This window comes from Pseudomonas sp. MLB6B, assembly GCF_054508135.1.
The window spans coordinates 4,098,484-4,115,176 of sequence record NZ_CP199313.1; the positions used below are offsets into that span (position 1 = coordinate 4,098,484).

At 60.4% G+C, this 16,693-nt stretch carries 16 protein-coding genes; 7 read left to right on the forward strand and 9 right to left on the reverse strand.

Going from position 1 to position 16,693, the window contains the following annotated elements; genetic code table 11:
- Positions 1 to 60: 60 nt before the first annotated feature.
- Positions 61 to 993, forward strand: coding sequence for an AraC family transcriptional regulator (locus tag ACSMEV_RS18125; protein WP_459206369.1), 933 nt, complete (start codon positions 61 to 63; stop codon positions 991 to 993).
- 86 nt (positions 994 to 1,079) lie between these two features.
- Here the strand turns inward: ACSMEV_RS18125 and gstA are convergent, their stop codons facing one another.
- The gene (gene gstA / locus ACSMEV_RS18130) at positions 1,080 to 1,709 is read right to left on the reverse strand and encodes a glutathione transferase GstA (protein ID WP_459206370.1); all 630 of its coding nucleotides are present in this window, start codon (positions 1,707 to 1,709) and stop codon (positions 1,080 to 1,082) included.
- 149 nt (positions 1,710 to 1,858) lie between these two features.
- Between gstA and ACSMEV_RS18135 the strand changes: the two genes are divergently transcribed.
- Positions 1,859 to 2,176: a winged helix-turn-helix transcriptional regulator gene (locus tag ACSMEV_RS18135; protein WP_459206371.1), complete on the forward strand. Its 318-nt coding sequence runs from the start codon at positions 1,859 to 1,861 to the stop codon at positions 2,174 to 2,176.
- Positions 2,177 to 2,367: 191 nt separating this feature from the next.
- On the opposite strand, the gene ACSMEV_RS18140 is transcribed toward ACSMEV_RS18135, so the two are convergent.
- Positions 2,368 to 4,491 (reverse strand): TonB-dependent siderophore receptor, encoded by a 2,124-nt coding sequence (locus ACSMEV_RS18140; RefSeq protein ID WP_459206372.1) that lies wholly within the window; start codon positions 4,489 to 4,491, stop codon positions 2,368 to 2,370.
- Positions 4,492 to 4,753: 262 nt separating this feature from the next.
- Here ACSMEV_RS18140 and ACSMEV_RS18145 point away from each other — a divergent pair, with 262 nt between their 5' ends.
- Positions 4,754 to 6,136 (forward strand): DnaJ domain-containing protein, encoded by a 1,383-nt coding sequence (locus tag ACSMEV_RS18145; RefSeq protein ID WP_459206373.1) that lies wholly within the window; start codon positions 4,754 to 4,756, stop codon positions 6,134 to 6,136.
- 9 nt (positions 6,137 to 6,145) lie between these two features.
- On the opposite strand, the gene ACSMEV_RS18150 is transcribed toward ACSMEV_RS18145, so the two are convergent.
- From ACSMEV_RS18150 to ACSMEV_RS18160, 3 genes are all read right to left on the reverse strand, one after another.
- Positions 6,146 to 6,322, reverse strand: a complete 177-nt coding sequence (locus ACSMEV_RS18150) for a hypothetical protein (RefSeq protein ID WP_459206374.1) — start codon at positions 6,320 to 6,322, stop codon at positions 6,146 to 6,148.
- A 62-nt stretch (positions 6,323 to 6,384) separates the two neighbouring features.
- Positions 6,385 to 6,720, reverse strand: a complete 336-nt coding sequence (locus ACSMEV_RS18155) for a DUF6966 domain-containing protein (protein ID WP_459206375.1) — start codon at positions 6,718 to 6,720, stop codon at positions 6,385 to 6,387.
- Between the two features lie 38 nt (positions 6,721 to 6,758).
- Positions 6,759 to 7,667 carry a LysR substrate-binding domain-containing protein gene (locus tag ACSMEV_RS18160; protein WP_459206376.1) on the reverse strand — a complete coding sequence of 303 codons (909 nt, stop codon included), beginning with the start codon at positions 7,665 to 7,667 and terminating at the stop codon, positions 6,759 to 6,761.
- 92 nt (positions 7,668 to 7,759) lie between these two features.
- Here ACSMEV_RS18160 and ACSMEV_RS18165 point away from each other — a divergent pair, with 92 nt between their 5' ends.
- The 3 genes from ACSMEV_RS18165 to ACSMEV_RS18175 all read left to right on the forward strand — a co-directional run bounded on the left by ACSMEV_RS18165 (position 7,760) and on the right by ACSMEV_RS18175 (position 11,019).
- Entirely contained in the window at positions 7,760 to 8,707 is a 948-nt protein-coding gene (locus ACSMEV_RS18165; RefSeq protein ID WP_459206377.1) for a DMT family transporter, read from the forward strand.
- A 133-nt stretch (positions 8,708 to 8,840) separates the two neighbouring features.
- On the forward strand, positions 8,841 to 9,848 hold the full coding sequence (locus tag ACSMEV_RS18170) for a zinc-binding alcohol dehydrogenase family protein (RefSeq protein WP_459206378.1): 1,008 nt from the start codon (positions 8,841 to 8,843) through the stop codon (positions 9,846 to 9,848).
- A gap of 25 nt (positions 9,849 to 9,873) precedes the next feature.
- Entirely contained in the window at positions 9,874 to 11,019 is a 1,146-nt protein-coding gene (locus ACSMEV_RS18175; protein ID WP_459206379.1) for an L-dopachrome tautomerase-related protein, read from the forward strand.
- Positions 11,020 to 11,097: 78 nt separating this feature from the next.
- Here the strand turns inward: ACSMEV_RS18175 and ACSMEV_RS18180 are convergent, their stop codons facing one another.
- The 4 genes from ACSMEV_RS18180 to ACSMEV_RS18195 all read right to left on the reverse strand — a co-directional run bounded on the left by ACSMEV_RS18180 (position 11,098) and on the right by ACSMEV_RS18195 (position 15,293).
- Positions 11,098 to 12,006, reverse strand: coding sequence for a LysR family transcriptional regulator (locus ACSMEV_RS18180; RefSeq protein ID WP_459208381.1), 909 nt, complete (start codon positions 12,004 to 12,006; stop codon positions 11,098 to 11,100).
- Positions 12,007 to 12,127: 121 nt separating this feature from the next.
- Positions 12,128 to 13,582, reverse strand: coding sequence for a hypothetical protein (locus ACSMEV_RS18185; RefSeq protein ID WP_459206380.1), 1,455 nt, complete (start codon positions 13,580 to 13,582; stop codon positions 12,128 to 12,130).
- A complete protein-coding gene (locus ACSMEV_RS18190) occupies positions 13,579 to 14,826 on the reverse strand; it encodes a KGGVGR-motif variant AAA ATPase (protein WP_459206381.1) in 1,248 nt (415 codons plus the stop codon). Before ACSMEV_RS18190 ends, ACSMEV_RS18185 begins: the two co-directional genes overlap by 4 nt.
- An 83-nt stretch (positions 14,827 to 14,909) precedes the next feature.
- On the reverse strand, positions 14,910 to 15,293 hold the full coding sequence (locus ACSMEV_RS18195) for a hypothetical protein (protein WP_459206382.1): 384 nt from the start codon (positions 15,291 to 15,293) through the stop codon (positions 14,910 to 14,912).
- A 421-nt stretch (positions 15,294 to 15,714) separates the two neighbouring features.
- Here ACSMEV_RS18195 and ACSMEV_RS18200 point away from each other — a divergent pair, with 421 nt between their 5' ends.
- Positions 15,715 to 16,656 carry a LysR family transcriptional regulator gene (locus tag ACSMEV_RS18200; protein WP_314490923.1) on the forward strand — a complete coding sequence of 314 codons (942 nt, stop codon included), beginning with the start codon at positions 15,715 to 15,717 and terminating at the stop codon, positions 16,654 to 16,656.
- The last annotated feature ends 37 nt before the right edge of the window (positions 16,657 to 16,693 follow it).

Below are 16,693 nucleotides of genomic sequence, written 5' to 3' on the forward strand. Positions count from 1 at the left end.
CTAACTGGATTTGGGACTGGGAATGCAGCAAAGTCCTGGTTTTTATCGAGATCGTCCGAAGTGCTCGTAGATCCGCTGTCCGAAACCCTGGCCCTGCTCACTACACAAAGCTCATTCTTCGCAGGCTTGCGGGCGGGCGGCGAATGGGCGATCGATTTCCCGCCGCCCGAAGGCGTCAAGTTCAACGCCGTGCTCGAAGGCGCTTGTTGGCTGAAAGTGGAAGGTGTGGAAACGCCCCTCCACCTGGTGGCGGGCGACTGCTTTCTATTGCCGCATCGGCGAGCGTTTTCCCTGTGCAGTGACTTGGCGTTACCCGCCGTGCACTCGGACACGATCTACCGACACGCCGTCAATGGCATCGCCTGTTGCGGTACTGCCGATGACTTTTTCCTGATCGGGGGGCGCTTCGCCTTTGGTGACGAAGCGAACCTCTTGCTGGAAGGCCTGCCCAACGTCGCCGTCGTCAAAAGCGGCTCCGATCAGGCGTCCGTCCTGAACTGGGCATTGCAACGGCTCGCCCAGGAAATGGTCGAGCCCTCGCTGGGCAGTGCGCTCGTGGTCCGGCACTTGGGGCACATCATGCTGGTGCAGGTGCTGCGGCTCTATTCGAGCCAAATGGGCGATGATGCGCCGAGCTGGTTGTCGGCACTCAGCGACCCGCGCATTGGCACGGCCATTCAAGCGATTCACGCCGATCCGGCGCGGGCCTGGACGGTGCAGTGCCTGGCCAAGGTCGCGGGCCTTTCCCGCTCCACCTTCGCGCTGCGCTTCAAGCGCAAATCGGGCGTCTCGCCGTTGGCCTACGTGTTGCGCTGGCGCATGCAGTTGGCGGCGGGATGGCTGAAAAACACCGATACCTCCGTCTCGCGCATCGCGCAAAAGCTGGGCTATGACTCCGACAGTGCATTCAGCCATGCCTTCAAACGTGTCATGGCACGTTCGCCGCGTGAATACAGGCACCAGGCAGTGCCTGTGCTAGAGCGGCGCGCATGACAGCAAGGCAGGGAGGTGCCGTTCACCATGAAGGGAACGTCATCTCCCTTTTGTCGCCACTGCGCCTCGGGGCGATGGGCCTGTGTTCAAGCGAGCCCCTCCGCACGTAGCGCGCGACACACCGCAGGTCGCGCTTTGAGCCGCTGGTACCACGCCTGAAGATGCTGAAAATCGTCGAAGTGGATATCGGCCTTGTAGTAGCTGGTCAGCCACTGCGCCTGCCCCCAACCGATCAAGGCGAACAGATAGGCGTCGGCCACGGTGAACGTCTCGCCCATGAGGTAGGGCCGGCCGGACAGTTGTTCGTCTATCCAGGCGAATCGCTGTTGCAACTTGGGTTTGACCGCGTCGACATAGTGGCCGGCGAGTACGGGGTACAACAGCGGGATAAAGCCCTTGTGCACCTCGGTACTCAAAAAGCTCAGCCATTCCTGGAGCCGATAGCGATCCAGCGTGCCGTGCGCAGGCACCAGCGCACGTCGTGGTTGCAGATCACCCAGATACTGCATGATCGCCGCCCCTTCCCGCAGCACCGTCCCGTCATCCAGTTCGAGCGCGGGTACATAGCCGAACGGATTGACCTCGAGGTAATCCGTGCCCAGTTCGGTGCGGTGTTTCTTGTGATCGACCTTGATCAGAACGGCCTCGAGCCCAAGTTCGTTCAGCACGATGTGCGTCGCCAGGGAACAGGCAGCGGGAATGTAATACAGCTTCATGTGAAGGCTCCAGACCGGTGAGGGAACGCCGCCGGCACTGACGTTCAGGCGGCTCGACTCAGTTTAGAGATCCGGTATAAAAGAGGAAGAACGCACTGTTTTGTTGTATAGGTACAAAATATATACCTACCTGAACTTAGAGCTTGGCCATGAAAAACACCGTCTCGGGCTGTTCCGTCGAAGAGGCGATGCGATTGCTGGGCGGGCGCTGGCGCCTGCTCATCGCGTCCTACCTGCTCGACGGGCCGAAGCGCTTCAATGCACTGCGGCGCGATATTCCAGCCATTTCGCAACGCATGCTGACACTCGATTTACGCGCGCTCGAAGAAGCTGGGCTGGTCAAGCGAACGGTATTCGCGACCGTGCCGGTGACGGTCGAATACGAACTCACCGCCGACGGAAGGCGGCTGGAGCCGGTGGTCGCGGTGATGAAGACGTTTGGGTTGTGGCTCAAAGGGCGCGAATGAAGGTGCGTGTCGTCGATGGGAGGCAATCGGCGTCAGATTGACGGCATGGAAAACCCATCGCAGATCGTAGAACGTGCCCAGCTGCATCAGCTGGACACGCTCCTTTTTTGGTCAATGCATCAAACGCGGTTACTGGCGAGCGTTGGCTTTTTACGCGCCAAGATCCAGTGCGCTTGTAAGCCTGCCCTGACTCAATACTTCCACGTCACCGACGCCATCACGTTACGAGGGTCGCCGAAGTTGCTTTGCGCATAACGCACGCTTTGCAGGTACTTGCGGTCGGTCAGGTTGTTCAGGTTGACCTGTGTGCTCCAGTGCTCGTCGATGTCGTACTTGCCCATCAAACCCAGCAACGCGTATGCGCCTTGGTTGGCGGCCGGCAGGTCGTCGTTCTCGATCTTGCTCTGCCAGGTCAGGTTGCCCCCCACCTTGACCTTCGGCGCCATGGGCAGTTGGTAGGTCAGCGAGCCGTTGAACTGATGGCGCGGGATGAAGCGGCGGCCACGGCTGTTGTCGTCGTCGGTGATGTAGACGTAGGTATAGCCACCGTTGACTTGCAGGCCGGGGGCCAACTCGCCGGAGGCTTCCAGCTCCACGCCGTCGCTGTCGAAGGACTGGGCGTTGTACAGGTAACCGCCCAGGCTGGCGTCGTAACCGGCATAGCTGGCGACGTTGTCCTGCTTGGTGTGGAACACGGCGGCGCTGAAATCGAACCGGTCGTCGAGCAGGCTGCCCTTGATGCCGGCTTCGTAGCTCTTGCCTTCCAGCGGGTCGAGCACCTGGCCCTGCGGGTTGAGCGAATACTGCGGATTGAAGATTTCGGTGTAGCTGGCGTACAGCGCGTACTGCGGGGTCAGGTCGTAGACCACGCCGGCATAGGGGGTGACCTTGCCGTGGATGCGCACGTCGCGCGCGGCATCGTAGCTGACGCCGTCGCTGTCGGCGCTGAGCATACGTGCGCCGGTGATCAGGTGCAGGTCGTCGGTCAGGCTCCAGCGGGCACCGGCGTAGAGGCTCTTCTGGCGATCGGTGTAGTTGGAGGTGTTGGCTGCGTTGACGTCGTCCCAATCGGTCGTGCGCGGGATGCTGCCGTGCAGGGCGTCTTCCAGCGAAACGGGAACATAGTACGAGTCCTTGCCGTACAGCGATGTTTCTTTGTTACGGGTACGCGCCACGTTGGCGCCGAAGGTCAGCTGGTGCTCGCGGCCGCCCAGGCTGATCGGGCCGCTGAAGGAGACGTCGCCGTCCACTTCGCGGTTCTTGTCCTTGTACTTGGACGAGAGGCCCTGATAACCGGTCTCGGAAGCGGCGCTGCTGAGGATATAGAACATCTCGGTATCTTCGCGATGCTCCACACCGGTCAGGGTGACGGTGGATTTCCAGTCATTGTCGAACTGGTGCTGCCACTCGGCGAAGGTACGGATGGTGTGCACGTCCCAATACACCCAAGGCTGCGCGATGTTGCTGGAGCGACCGCTGTAGTGAATGGCATTGCCATTGCTGTCTACCAGGGGCAACGCGCCCCAGCTGGCGCCGTTGGCATTGGTCTTCTGGTCTTCGTAACCGACGGTGAGCGTGTCGCGCTCGCTCAGGTCGAAGGCCAAGGTGCCGCTGAAGATGTTCTTCTCGCGGGAGTAGCGGTCCAGATAGGAATTGCCGGTTTCGTTGGCATACACCAAGCGCCCGCGCACGTTGCCGCTGTCGGTCAGCGGGCCGGACACGTCGAGGTCGACGCGGCGCTTGTCCCATGAGCCTGCGCCCACGGTCACCGAAGCCTGGGGTTCGTAAGTCGGGCGCTTGCGCACGAAGTTGACGGTGGCCGAGGGGTTGCCATTGCCGGTCATCAGGCCGTTGGCACCGTGCAGGATGTCCACCTGCTCATAGGGCGCCATGTCGAAATCACCCACCAGCAGGCCGTTGGTCAGGGGCATGCCCATGCCGTCGTACTGGAAGTTGGTGATGTCGAAACCACGCGCGGTGAAATAGGTGCGGTCGGTCTCGACCTTCTGCACGTTCACCCCAGGCGTACTGGTGAGCACGTCGCGGATGCTGTTGAGCTTGAAGTCGTCCAGCTGCTCGCGCTTGATCTCGGTGACGCCCTGGGGCGTCTGCTTGGCGGTGAGGTTCAAGCGGGTGGTCGTGCTGCTGGGCTTGCCTTGGTAACCCGCCACCGGTGCGCCGTCCTGCGCAACTGAAGTGGTGTCGATGGTGGTGGCCGGCAGGTTCAGGATGCTGTCCTCAGCATAGGCCTGATTGAAGATACTGAGCGTGATCAACGACAGCGCTGACACGGTCAGAGGAATGGGTTTGCGCATGGACGGCAGAAGCTCCTACAAGCTTGCGAATGATATTGGTTCGCAATCATGCCATTCGGCATTTACGGCAGCAATACGGCCCACGTAATTTTTTGACATATTTTTCACAACCGCAGGCTGCGCTTGAGGCGAACTGTCAAACGGCCTGGCTGAGCACTCGTTGAATCTTGCTCAAGGTTCCCCGGTTCGAGTCGATGAATGAAAAGGCCACCCAGCAAAACCAACGTGCCCGGCCCACTTCCGACGCAACAAGGACCGCTCAATGCATTCCGATAAAGCCGACCCCAAGGGTTATTACTCGATACTGGGTCTGCTCCCGAGCGCCACCGAAGCACAGATCAAAACCGCCTACCGCCGACGCGCCATGGACTTGCACCCCGACCGCAATCCCGGCCGCGACACGACCGAGCAGTTCCAGCACCTCAACGACGCCTATGCCGTGCTGTCGGACCCTGCGGCCAGGGCCAAATACGAGGCTTATCTGATCAAAGGCGGCGGCAGCGGACACACAGCCTCAGCGGTGCCAACGCCCATCGTCTGCGCCGGATGCGCGAAGATTTCCGCGCAGCCTCGGGTGGTGGTGTTCCCTTCGGTCAGAAGCTTTCTGCTGGTCGCCGTGCGCAAGCCCATCGCCGGCGTGTTCTGCAGCGAATGCGCGCACAAGGCGGCGCTCAAGGCCTCGGCCGTCACCTGGGTGCTCGGCTGGTGGAGCATTCCGTGGGGGCCGCTGTATTCGCTGCAGGCCTTGGTCACCAATCTGCTTGGCGGTACCCAGCCGCCGCTGGACAACGCCCGCATGCTGGGCCACCAGGCGTACTACTTCCGCGCCACCGGCCGGCCGGACCTGGCGCAGTCGCTGGCCCAGCATGCGCTGGCGTACTGCGGCAAGATTCCCAACACCCTGAGCAAAGGCGGCGCGGCGGGCGAAGAGAAGACCCGTTTGACGCACAACCTCGAAGCCTTGATCCGGCAATTGGGCACGCCCGCCGAAGCCAAGCAGTTGAAGAACAGTTGGGGGCTGTTGCACGCGCGTTTCTTCGTGCAGGCGGCGGCCTTGGTGCTGGTCGTGGCGGGCGTGGCCTGGGGCGTGGCGAATACGTCGTTGTCGCGGTATTTCACCTTCTCGGAACCGGCACCCTCCTCCGCCCAGCCCTTGACTGCGGACGCCACGGGCATGCCGGGACCTGACGCGGTCAGGGACGCCTTGCGCAACCTGGACGCCAAGCCTGCCTACGTACGCCCCGCCACGGCGCCGAACGGCTTGCCCTGGCCGCGCACGGCGGGTTATCTCGCGGGCGAGCCGCAGGCGATGAGCACGGGGTATTCGCAGATCGTCATCGACAACAGCCGCAATACGGCCGATGTGCTGCTCAAGCTGGTCGCCCTGCAAGACGACGGCGCGCAGACGGCTCGGCAGGTGTTCGTGCCGGCCCACGGTCGATTCACGCTCGAGCACATCACGCCCGGTCGCTATGACGTGCGTTACCGGGATCTGGACTCGGGGGAATTGTCCCGCTCGCAGCCGCTGCAACTGACCGAGAAGACCACAGCGCGGGGCACGGAATACAACATCACCACCGTGACCCTGTACAAGGTCGCCAGCGGTCAGTCGGCGAGCCTGCGGCTGTCAGAGGATGAGTTCTGATCGAGTGGATCAGGGCTGTCCAGGCCCTTGGCGACGCTGAAAGCGACTGACCGCGATCTGCACCACCAGCGCCACGATGCACAGCACGCCGATCTTCCAGTTGGCGCTCATGCCGTAGTGTTCGCACACTTGGCCCACGCCCAGCACGCTGACGAAGATGGCGGCGGGGACGACTAATCTGTTCATGCAAGGCTCCTCTGATTGGCGCCGAGAGCATACGGGTTCAGGCCAGGCCTTGCACCAAACGGCTAGCGGCCACCCTCGTGCGCTGCCCGTGCGCGCCGAATGCGCTGGGCCAGGTCATAGGCCTCGCCGCGCAACTCATCGAAACGCCGGTTCAGCTCGGCATACCCCGGCTTCCAGGAAAACCCGTGGCTGTCGTAGCGCTGCCCCAGCACCAGGTCGTTGAACGAGCCCATGCCGCCGTAGGCCGACAGCAGGTAGCGGATGGCGTCGGGGTCGCCGTCGAGCAGGCGTGTCCGCGCCGTACGCATCCAGCGGCTCCAGTGTTGGTCGCCGTCGCTTTCCAGCAGGCAGGCGAGTGCTTCGAGGACGTCGGCGAGCGGTGAATGGGCGTTGTTCATGGTCGAACCTCTTCAACGGTAAAACTGCGATTGCTAGATTAATGCTCGATAGCCAACTGACTGTGCAACCAAGCCAGCACCGCCTGCACCTCGCCCCGCGCCTCGGCACCGTCGCACGTATACACCGAAATCGCCTGCGGCAGCTGCACGCTCTGCGCGCAGGCCTGCCGCAAAGCCCCCTCCTCGATCAGTTTGCCCGCCGTGCGGCGCCAGCCCAAGGCGATGCCATGGCCTGCGACCGCCGCTTGCAGCATCAACGGGTAGCTGTCGAACACAGTGCCGGGCGAGGGATCGACCTGGGCCAGCGAAAAGGTGCCAAGCCAATCGGCCCAGGTCATGAAATCGTGCGCCATGGCGCGGTAATGCAGCAATCGGTGCGTGCTAAGCGCTTCGAGGCTGAGCGGCCCGGTACTGCCAAGGTAACTCGGGCTGCACACGGGGAAGACTTCGTCGGCCGCCGTGAAGGCCAGCCGATGTCGGCCACTGGCACGCCCGGTGGTTTGCAGCGCGACATCGAAAGGGTCGGTGAACTCGGCAAGCGGTCGCGTCGAAGTCACCACTTGCACTTCGATGTCGGCCCGGACATCGCGGAAGGTGGCCAATCGCGGCATCAACCAGTGGAAGGCTTCGCACAGCTGGCAGAACAACACGACGCGCGCGTGCCGCTGCGCCTGGCGCAGTGAGCCCGCCCTGTCGGCGATGGCGGTCAACGCCGCGCTCACGGCCTCGCTCAACCGGCGGCCTTCGTCGGTGAGAAACACCGCGCGATTGCGCCGCACGAACAGTTTCACGCCGAGGTTTTCTTCAAGGCCGCGAATCTGCCGGCTGATCGCGGCCTGGGTGAGGTGCAGCTCTTCGGCAGCTCTAGAGAAACTTTCCAGGCGCGCGGCCGCCTCGAACGGCAGCAGGCTGGTCAGCGGCGGCAGGGTTTTTCTGAGGTCATTCATAATCGTGGGTTATGCGTTCAGGGCTGAAAACTCGTTTGTGGCGCATGGGCAATCCTAGCCATCCTTGGCCGACACGCCAGCCGAGTTTGCCCATGACCACTCCCCGGTCGACGCCGACCACCGGTATAGGGCTGGCCACTCTGGCGACCCTGGCCTGGTCGCTCAACTTCATCGCGCCCCATGTCACGGGCGCCTACGGCCTCTACGATCTGCTGGTGGTGCGCTTTCTGTTCGCCGGCGCAGCGGGGCTGGCGGCCGTGATCCTGTGGCGTGGCCGTTTGCGCTGCCTAGGGCGTGGGCAGTTGGCCTTGGCGGCGATGCTGGGGGTGATCGGCTACTTAGGTTACGGCAGTTGCATCGCGGCGGGTGTGGTGTTCGGCGGGCCGGTCTTGACGGCCACCCTGGTCGGGCTGGTGCCCGTGCTGCTCGCCCTGTTGGGCAATGCACGGGAGCGCCGGGTGCGCTGGCGCAGCTTGGCCGTGCCGCTGGGCTGCATCTTGTTCGGGCTCTTGTGCTCGACGCTGGGCAGCCCGAGTGCGGCGCAGACGGGTGCGACCGCATGGGGCGCGGGCTTTGCGGTCTTGGCCGTGGCCTTGTGGCTGCTCTTCAGCTTGCTCAACCAACGCGCCGTAGACGGTTTGCCTCCAGCGCTCACCAGCCTGTGGACCGGCCTGATGATGAGCGGTGCCGGCGTGGTGACGCTCTGCCTGATACCGCTGTTGCGGGGGCTGGGCCTGTCGCGATTTCCGAGCGCGGATTTCGGCATCGTCCAGGCGGGCCACTTCTACCTCTGGGCCGCCTTCATCGCACTCGCGTCGTCGGTGGTCGGCGCCTGGGCCTGGAACGCCGCGACCCAGCGCCTGCCCATGGTGCTGTCGGGGCAGTTGATCTGCCTGGAGTCCTCGTTCGCGGCGCTGCTGGGCCTGTGTTTCGAAGGGCGCTGGCCTACCGCGCTCGAACTGGCCGGCTTGCTGGCCGTGCTCGTCGGCGCTGCCTTGACGGTGGGCAACCTGCTGCGCGCAACTGATCGACGCACTTGAACGTTGGCCTGCGTGCCATGACCCAACCTTGGGACTTTCAACGAAACGCGGAAAGTCTTCCGGCGAAACGCCTGTATCCGAGCGGGTGCAGCGCGCCTAGCCTGTCACTTTCCCCAAACCAGGAGCCCCGCCCATGAAAGCCATCGTATTCGACACCCCCGCCCTGCCCATCGACGACGCCCGTTCGCTGTACGACCACACCCTGCCCACCCCTACCCCCGGCGCGCGCGACCTGCTGGTGGAGATCAAGGCCATCGCCGTGAACCCGGTCGACACCAAGGTGCGCGCCCGAAGCACCAGCGACCAGCCGCAAGTGCTGGGCTGGGATGCCGTAGGTGTGGTGCGCGCAGTCGGTGCCGAGGTCACGCTGTTCAAAGAGGGCGACGAAGTGTTCTACGCCGGTGCCATCGACCGCCCCGGCAGCTACAGCGAATACCACCTAGTCGACGAACGCATCGTCGGGCACAAGCCGCGCAGCCTGGACAACGCCAGCGCCGCTGCCTTGCCACTGACCTCCATCACCGCCTGGGAACTGCTGTTCGACCGCCTGAGCGTGCAGGAGAACGGCGGCCAGGGCCAGAACCTGCTGGTGATCGGCGCCGGCGGCGGCGTGGGCTCGATCCTCGTGCAGCTCGCCCGTCAGCTCACGCAACTGACCGTGATCGGGACGGCGTCGCGCCCCGAAACCCAGGCCTGGGTCGAGCAACTGGGCGCGCACCATGTCATCGACCACTCCCAGCCCTTCGCGGCGCAACTGGAACGGTTGCAGCTCGGCCCCATCGACCACGTCATCAGCCTGACCCACACCGGCAGCTACCTGCCGCAGATCGTCGACGTGCTGCGCCCGCAGAGCCAGCTGGCGCTGATCGACGACCCCGAGCAGCTCGACATCATGCCGCTCAAGCGCAAATCGCTGTCGGTGCACTGGGAGCTGATGTTCACCCGCTCGCTGTACCACACCGACGACATGATCGAGCAGCATCGCCTGCTGGAGCGGGTGTCGGCCCTGATCGACGAAGGCGTGATCAAGACCACCCTGGGCGAGCATTTCGGCACCATCGACGCGAACAACCTCAAGCGTGCCCATGCCCTGCTGGAAAGCGGCAAGGCCAAGGGCAAGATCGTCCTGGAAGGGTTCTGATCGATCGCAGCCGAAGGATTCCAACATGAAGACGCTATTCAAAGCCGCGGGCCTGGCCCTGGCAGTTTCGTTCGCTGCCGGCGCGCTTGCCAGTGAGGCCGCCAGCCCTCGTCTGGAACCGGTGCACGCCTTCACAGGCGCGATGCCCACAGGAGTGACGGTGACACCGACGGGTCGGATTTTCGTCAATTTCCCACGCTGGGGCGATGACGTGCCCTACACGGTCGCGGAGATCGTCGACGGGCGCCTGGTGCCCTACCCCGACCAGAAGACCAACACGCCCGATCCGAAGCATCCGGCCGACGCCTTCATCAGCGTGCAAAGCGTGGTCGCCGACAGCAAAGGCCGCGTATGGGCGCTAGACACGGCCGCGCCCAAGTTCGCCGCGCCCACCCGCGGCGGCGCGAAACTGGTGGCCATGGACCTGCGTTCGAACGCCGTGGTGAAAACGGTCGTGCTGCCTGAAGCGGTCGTGCTGCCCACGACCTACGTCAACGATGTGCGTTTCGACTTCCGGGTCGGCGCCGAGGGCACGGCGTACATCACCGACTCTTCGGTGAGCGGCCCCGGCGGCATCATCGTGGTGGATCTGGCCAGCGGCAAGGCGGTGCGCCGACTGTCGGGGGCCAGATCCACTTCGGCCGACCCGGCTTTCGTGCCACAGATCGAAGGCAAGCCCGCGCTGGTGACACGCAATGGCAAAGGCGAAGCCGAGGTGTTGACCATAGCGACCGATGGCATCGCCTTGTCCAGCGATGGCAAGACGTTGTACTTCTGCCCTTTGTCCAGCCGACACCTGTACGCGGTGCCGACCGAGTTGCTGCGCAACCCGCAGGTCAGCGAGACGGCACTGGAGCAGGCGGTGGTCGACCTGGGCGAGAAAGGCGCTTCGGACGGTATCGAAGCCGCTGCCGACGGCGCGGTGTACGCAGGCGATTACGAACACAACGCCATCCGCAAACGCCTGGCCGACGGTCGTTGGCAGACGGTGGTCGAGGATGCGCGGATGCTCTGGCCGGACACCCTGTCGATCGGCCCGGACGGCTATCTGTATGTCATCGCCAACCAACTGCACCGCTCGGCGAACTTCAACGATGGGCAAGACAAGCGCATCAAGCCCTATGAGCTGTTGCGTGTGAAGATCGACGCCCAGCCCGCGAAGATGGACTGAAGCGCCTTCATTCCGATGAGCGCGGCGCTCGCCCTCCATGTAACTGGTAACGCATGGGGGTGCGAGCGCTCTTGCCGTTCACACCCCCACCGTCCAATACAGCTCCAACCGCTCCGCCAGAAACGCCCGTAGCGCCTGCATGGCCGGTGTGAGCGAGGTGCGGTGGGCGCACACCAGTTGCAAAGGCGCCGGCTGTCCCTGTTCGCCCGGAAACAACTCGATCAAACGCCCGCTGCGCAGATCGTCCAGCACGTCCAGCCGCGACTTGTAGACGATGCCCAAGCCGGCCACGCCCCAGCGCCGCACCACATCGGCATCGTCGCTGACGCGGTTGCCGGTGACCTGAACGGTCATGCCGCCGCTGGGCAGATGGAAGCACCAGCGCTCGTAGGTCTGGTCGCCCATCACGTAGCGCAGGCAGTTGTGTGCAGCCAAATCCTGCAATTTTTCCGGCCGCCCGTGCCTTGCCACGTAGTCGGGCGAAGCGCACACCGTGCGGCGGTTCCAGGGTGCCAACGCCAGCGACACCAACCCCGAGTCGGCCAGTTGCCCGTAGCGGATGCTGGCGTCCAGTTGCTGCCCCACCAGGTCGGCCATCTGGTCGCTGATGTGCAGTTGCAGCAGCACCTTGGGGTGAAGTTGCTGAAAGGCGTCGAGCCAGGGCAATAACAGGTTGCGGCCAATGTCGGAGGGCATGGACAGGCGCAGGGTGCCGGCGATTTCGTCGCGGCCTTCGTTGAGCGCCACTTCGCCATTGCCCAGCGCATCCAAGGCCTGACGCGCGTGGGCCAGATAGCGCTCACCGTCATCGGACAAACGCAAGCGCCGTGTGGAGCGCACGAACAGCCGCGCGCCTAGGCTGCGCTCCAGGCGCTGCACGGCGCCGCTGGCCAGGGCGGGCGAGATGTCCAGCAGCCGGGCGGCAGCGGAAAAGCTACCGGCCGAGGCGGTGGTGACGAAGACTTGGAGGTCATCGATGCGGATTATCTTCTTTGAAGACAAGGCTAGTGTTCCACCGAAATATTCAATCGCGATCTGAGTGAAAGAGATCAGCACTTCAATTGATTCAAATAATAATCAACAAAAATCTCCAGCACCTTCATACTTACTATTTGCCGGAACGGCTGAAATTAGGTGTTTTTACCCCTCCCCTACGCTTGATCCGAGCAGCAACCCTGAATATATCCGGCATGTTTATTTTGGTTTCGGTTCGATACTCGACAACACCGATATTTTCGAGCGAATCGAGAAGCAGGGACTCTTCGTCACTCGAAGACTTTGAAAGTTCGACTGGACCGGGTAAATCTGTTTCTATTTCATATATTTCCTTGACCGTTTTCCGCTCTTTCCAGCGCGCGACAAACGCGTCTGGTGAGCAGGGCACTTCTAAGCCTGCCAAGTCGGTGAGCACCTGCTCAATCCAAGGATAATCCTCAGAGAGCTGTGCAACTCGAATTTCGGAGGCAGATTGGACACCCTCTCTAATCCCGTGATGATCTATAACCGTCGAGCTCGGTTTTTGACGAACAGATGCGGCGCGCTGCAACGTCACCAGAAAGCTACGCGGCGTTGTTTCCTGAAAGGCGTCAGCCAAGTGGTCAATTATCCAAGTATAGGTTCTACCCCGACGATGGTCACTCCCCATGTACTCTCCAGCGATGAGGGTGAATGCTTCTCTTTGCTTGTCTGGCTCCTCTATTTTTGAATAGGCTCTCAAGCTTGAACCGGCGACAGCCTTATATATCTTCGCAAAAGAAGTTTCAGATCTAGGATTTTTATGAAGCTGCTGAAAAAACAATCCATACAGCTCGGTAGGGTGCCAACGAAGCTCAACCTTGGCAGCAGTCAATTTCGATGCATCAGGAAAAGCAAACACTGTTTTATCTTTATATTGGTCAGTACGCATGAAAACCTTTGCCCTCATGCATGAGTAACCTTGCATCCCTAAAGCCAAGGTCAAAACCCCGCGTGTCAACGGGCGGATCTCCTCCCAGCTTTTACCCAACCGATCAAGCGCATCAAATACGAGAATGAATTTTTTATTTTGCGATCTAAAATAATTGTCGGCTTTTCGAAGCAGCTCTTCACATTTCGCTGGATTATCATCAACCCATTCAACAAGCTCGGAAAAGTCGGATTTTATTCGAGCACTGGAGTACTTTTTAGTCGCCTTTAGAAGCACGGCAGTCCAAATACTCTCCGAATCAAATCCACACTTCAGAAGCCTACTCAGAACTTTTGGCGACGGCGCTACGCCTTCTACCTCAGCCGCGTTCTGATGGAATCCAAGTTCAACCTCAGTCGAATTCAAAAAATCGTATGAGTAACGCTTTGCGACATCTTTTCTGGTTTTTTCATTTGCCAAAGCGCCAGACCATACGCTTTTTCCAGTACCTCGATTACCTACAATCAAAGACCTTTCAAAGTCGAGTGCAGCCTTATGTGTTGGCGGCGTGTAAAGCTCGTCGAGCGAAAGTGGCCGAGTAGCAGTGGATGAAGAATCCGGTTTAAATTCGGCAATGACTGTACGCAAGTGATTGATATCATGATCTTCAAGCTTCATTGCAACTCCAATCGCTCGCAGAGTTTATCGATAAATATGCCGAAGCTGGGTTCAATAACAGCAGGATCGTTTTGCTTCAGCTCAACATTCAGCGGATCATACTCGTAGAACTCAGGCGCTACAAATATTGGCCATGCGTAATGAGGGGCTGTGGCGTCATCAAGGTCAAACCCAAAGGCCTCGGTCAGCCCACCTGCCGACTCGTCACCGTCGATTTCATCGTAAAGGTAGTCACCGAAAAGATCAGCTGCCTGGTCTCGGAATTTTTTTAATGAATTCTCGTTGGGGCTTGCCTTAGCGTGAACGATTTTAATTTTATAGCGCCAGTCAGCCTGATCACTGGCCTCTGACTTATGGCGGGCAAGGTGAGAAAAGAAGTACCTGTACCCATCCCACGTCTGAGCCGTGTCTACGCCAAAAAACAGAACGTCTGCACCCAGTCCTTGCACGGTAGCAGCCGTGCTTTCGTTCAAACCTGCTCGCGCATCGACGAAGACAACATCGTATTTTCTCAGCTCGCACAACCGTGATACCAGCTCCCTTGTTTTATCGAGGAAGGTAAGCGGCTTGCCGTTTTCATCAACCACCTCCAGATACGCCCGTGAAATCTTACCCAACACATTCTGTGGGTATGCGATGCACGCTCGACCAGCGGCCGGTACGATCGTAAAGCATCCGCCTGAAGCGCTTGAGAACACGTCTTCCTGCATTGAATTTAAAAAATCACTGTCTATCTCGGTCCTACCGAATTCAACGTAAAAATCCAGCGCGCCATACAGTGGGAGGGCTGTTTTCTCTAAGAACATGCCACCAATCCCTGGCGCCTCCAGATCCAAATCTATAGCTAGAACCGATTTCCCAGCAGCCGCGAGGTGTACAGCCGCTACCGACAGAGCCGTACTGCGCCCGACACCGCCTTTTAAACTTGAAAACACCACTACTTTTGGAGCATTTTCGATAGGCTGTTGAATATCACGAACCCAATCGCCCCCTACGATGCGCCTTTCTCTATATCTGATAAAGATACCGTCACTGACGCCCTCGCTGACAACAAACTCAAATCTATCCAGGCTTTTGTCTTCGAGCGAACAATCATAAAGCTCAGCAGGCGTAGCCAGACAAGGCTTAGCGGCATACATGCCTAACTTTGCCTCAAGCTCACTGGAGAAATTAGAAAGTTGTATAGCGTCGAGAGCATCCCGCACCACGACGGTAACGAAGCCATCTGCATCACGCAGAATCAAGTTCGACTCTAAAAAACCCTCTCCAAACCTCAAAATGATCAGATCAACCAGCCCAGGGAGAACGTCGTCATACCTAGTCAGCGTCATTTCGCCACCCTCAAGTCAACGGCGTGTAGCAGGGCGTAGGCTTGCTGCCGCCAGACCATATATTGCTCTCGATCGACTACACCATCATCAGAATACCTCGCTTCTACTGCCCATCCAGACATGAACATGGGGTTTTTCAAAATCGTGTAAATTCCTGACTGACGCCTCTGATTGAGCAACCGCTTCGCGACCTCTGTCAGTTCCGGAAGATGCTTTCGCACCCCGTCTGCATCTGGCCTCAATGCGCCGACCCCATGCTTTATAGAACACTCCGCTGAAAACCCAACGAGATGCCCTGCCCCGTCCCAACGTTCGGAAGCCGCTAATATTTCAGCGTCGCTGAAGTGCCTTACTGCTGCCGCCCCATAAAAATCTGCCATTCACTTGTCCTTTTGATTTGGGCAATCCCACACACTGGCTGCTCTAGAATTAATACTCCACAAAAATTCGCAGAAAGCCCGCAAACCCTTAGCGACACACCCTTATAAACAGCAGCCTTCAACAGGTGAAAGCATGCATTTTTATAATCCTAAAAGCAATACTGCCCTCCATAAGCAATTAGAATCACTTCTTAATATTCAATCACTGTTTCTTGTAACCCAATATTTAATATTTCCTCCCTCTCTGTTTGATCCAGAAAAACCTTGACTAAGGTTTGCGCACTGCTGACCTAGGCCGTGGGATGAAGACCCGAAGGGCGCGAGAGAAGCACCGCTCAGCGTTCCATGGCGCGTAAACTCGCGCCTACAACGAGGGAAAGTCGTAGGATTTTTCCATCACGCAGCTTGGAATGGACCACCCATGCAGATCGACGAAGAGCTCACCCTGAAGAAGCTCGAAATATTTCTCGCCTTCATGCACAGCGGCAACCTGGCCCGCGCCGCCAGTGCGCTGGACACCAGCAGCGTCAGCGTGCACCGGGCCATCCACTCGCTGGAAAACGCCTTGCGCTGCCCCTTGTTCAAACACGAAGGGCGCACGCTGACGCCGCTGGAGAGCGCCTACGTGCTGGAAGAAAAAGCGCGCAAGCTGATCCAGGACACCAGCGAGATGGTCCGCGCCACCCGCGAGGCGGCCGGCTTCTCCGCCGAGCGTTTCAAGCTCGGCACGCTGTACTCGCTGACGGTCAAGACCGTACCGCAGTTGATCATGGGCCTGAAGCTGCGGCGCAGCGCACTCAACATCGACCTGACCCTGGGTTCGAACGTCGACCTGATGTACCGCCTGAAGAACCTGGAGCTCGACGCGATCCTGGTGTCGCTCAACGAAAGTACCTGCGACCCGGCCTGCGAGCAGTTGCCGCTGTTCTCCGACGACATCTTCCTCGCCGTGCCCAACGAGTCGCCCTTCGCCCAGGAGCAGGAGGTGGACCTGGCGGACCTGGCCCACTCCACCTTCATCACCCTCACCCAGGGCTTCGCCACCCACCGCGACGGCGAACGGGTGTTCCAGCAGGCGGGGTTCGAGCCGAACGTGGCCATGCAGGTGAACGACATCTTCACCTTGCTGAGCATGGTCAGTTCGGGGGTGGGCTATGCGCTGCTGCCGGGGCGGATTTCGGCGGTGTACGAGAACCGCATCCGGCTGATCCCGTTGCAGGCGCGCTACCGCTTGCAGCAGCACATCGGCGTGCTGTTCCTCAAGACCCGCGAGCGTGACCCGAACCTGTTGGCGCTGGTCGCCGAGTGCCGCATGTACAGCCTGCAAGGCGATCAGCGCCAAGGTGTCGCCCCGGTAGTGTGAGTCAGGGGCACACATGCCTCAGGCCGGCAGCGACTCC

Coding starts and splice junctions, on each gene's coding strand:
- ACSMEV_RS18160 (WP_459206376.1), bottom strand. CDS start 7,667: ATGAATGACCTCAGAAAAACCCTGCCGCCGCTGACCAGCCTGCTGCCG.
- ACSMEV_RS18140 (WP_459206372.1), bottom strand. CDS start 4,491: ATGCGCAAACCCATTCCTCTGACCGTGTCAGCGCTGTCGTTGATCACG.
- ACSMEV_RS18145 (WP_459206373.1), top strand. CDS start 4,754: ATGCATTCCGATAAAGCCGACCCCAAGGGTTATTACTCGATACTGGGT.
- ACSMEV_RS18170 (WP_459206378.1), top strand. CDS start 8,841: ATGAAAGCCATCGTATTCGACACCCCCGCCCTGCCCATCGACGACGCC.
- ACSMEV_RS18155 (WP_459206375.1), bottom strand. CDS start 6,720: ATGAACAACGCCCATTCACCGCTCGCCGACGTCCTCGAAGCACTCGCC.
- ACSMEV_RS18135 (WP_459206371.1), top strand. CDS start 1,859: ATGAAAAACACCGTCTCGGGCTGTTCCGTCGAAGAGGCGATGCGATTG.
- gstA (WP_459206370.1), bottom strand. CDS start 1,709: ATGAAGCTGTATTACATTCCCGCTGCCTGTTCCCTGGCGACGCACATC.
- ACSMEV_RS18185 (WP_459206380.1), bottom strand. CDS start 13,582: ATGAAGCTTGAAGATCATGATATCAATCACTTGCGTACAGTCATTGCC.
- ACSMEV_RS18150 (WP_459206374.1), bottom strand. CDS start 6,322: ATGAACAGATTAGTCGTCCCCGCCGCCATCTTCGTCAGCGTGCTGGGC.
- ACSMEV_RS18200 (WP_314490923.1), top strand. CDS start 15,715: ATGCAGATCGACGAAGAGCTCACCCTGAAGAAGCTCGAAATATTTCTC.
- ACSMEV_RS18165 (WP_459206377.1), top strand. CDS start 7,760: ATGACCACTCCCCGGTCGACGCCGACCACCGGTATAGGGCTGGCCACT.
- ACSMEV_RS18195 (WP_459206382.1), bottom strand. CDS start 15,293: ATGGCAGATTTTTATGGGGCGGCAGCAGTAAGGCACTTCAGCGACGCT.
- ACSMEV_RS18175 (WP_459206379.1), top strand. CDS start 9,874: ATGAAGACGCTATTCAAAGCCGCGGGCCTGGCCCTGGCAGTTTCGTTC.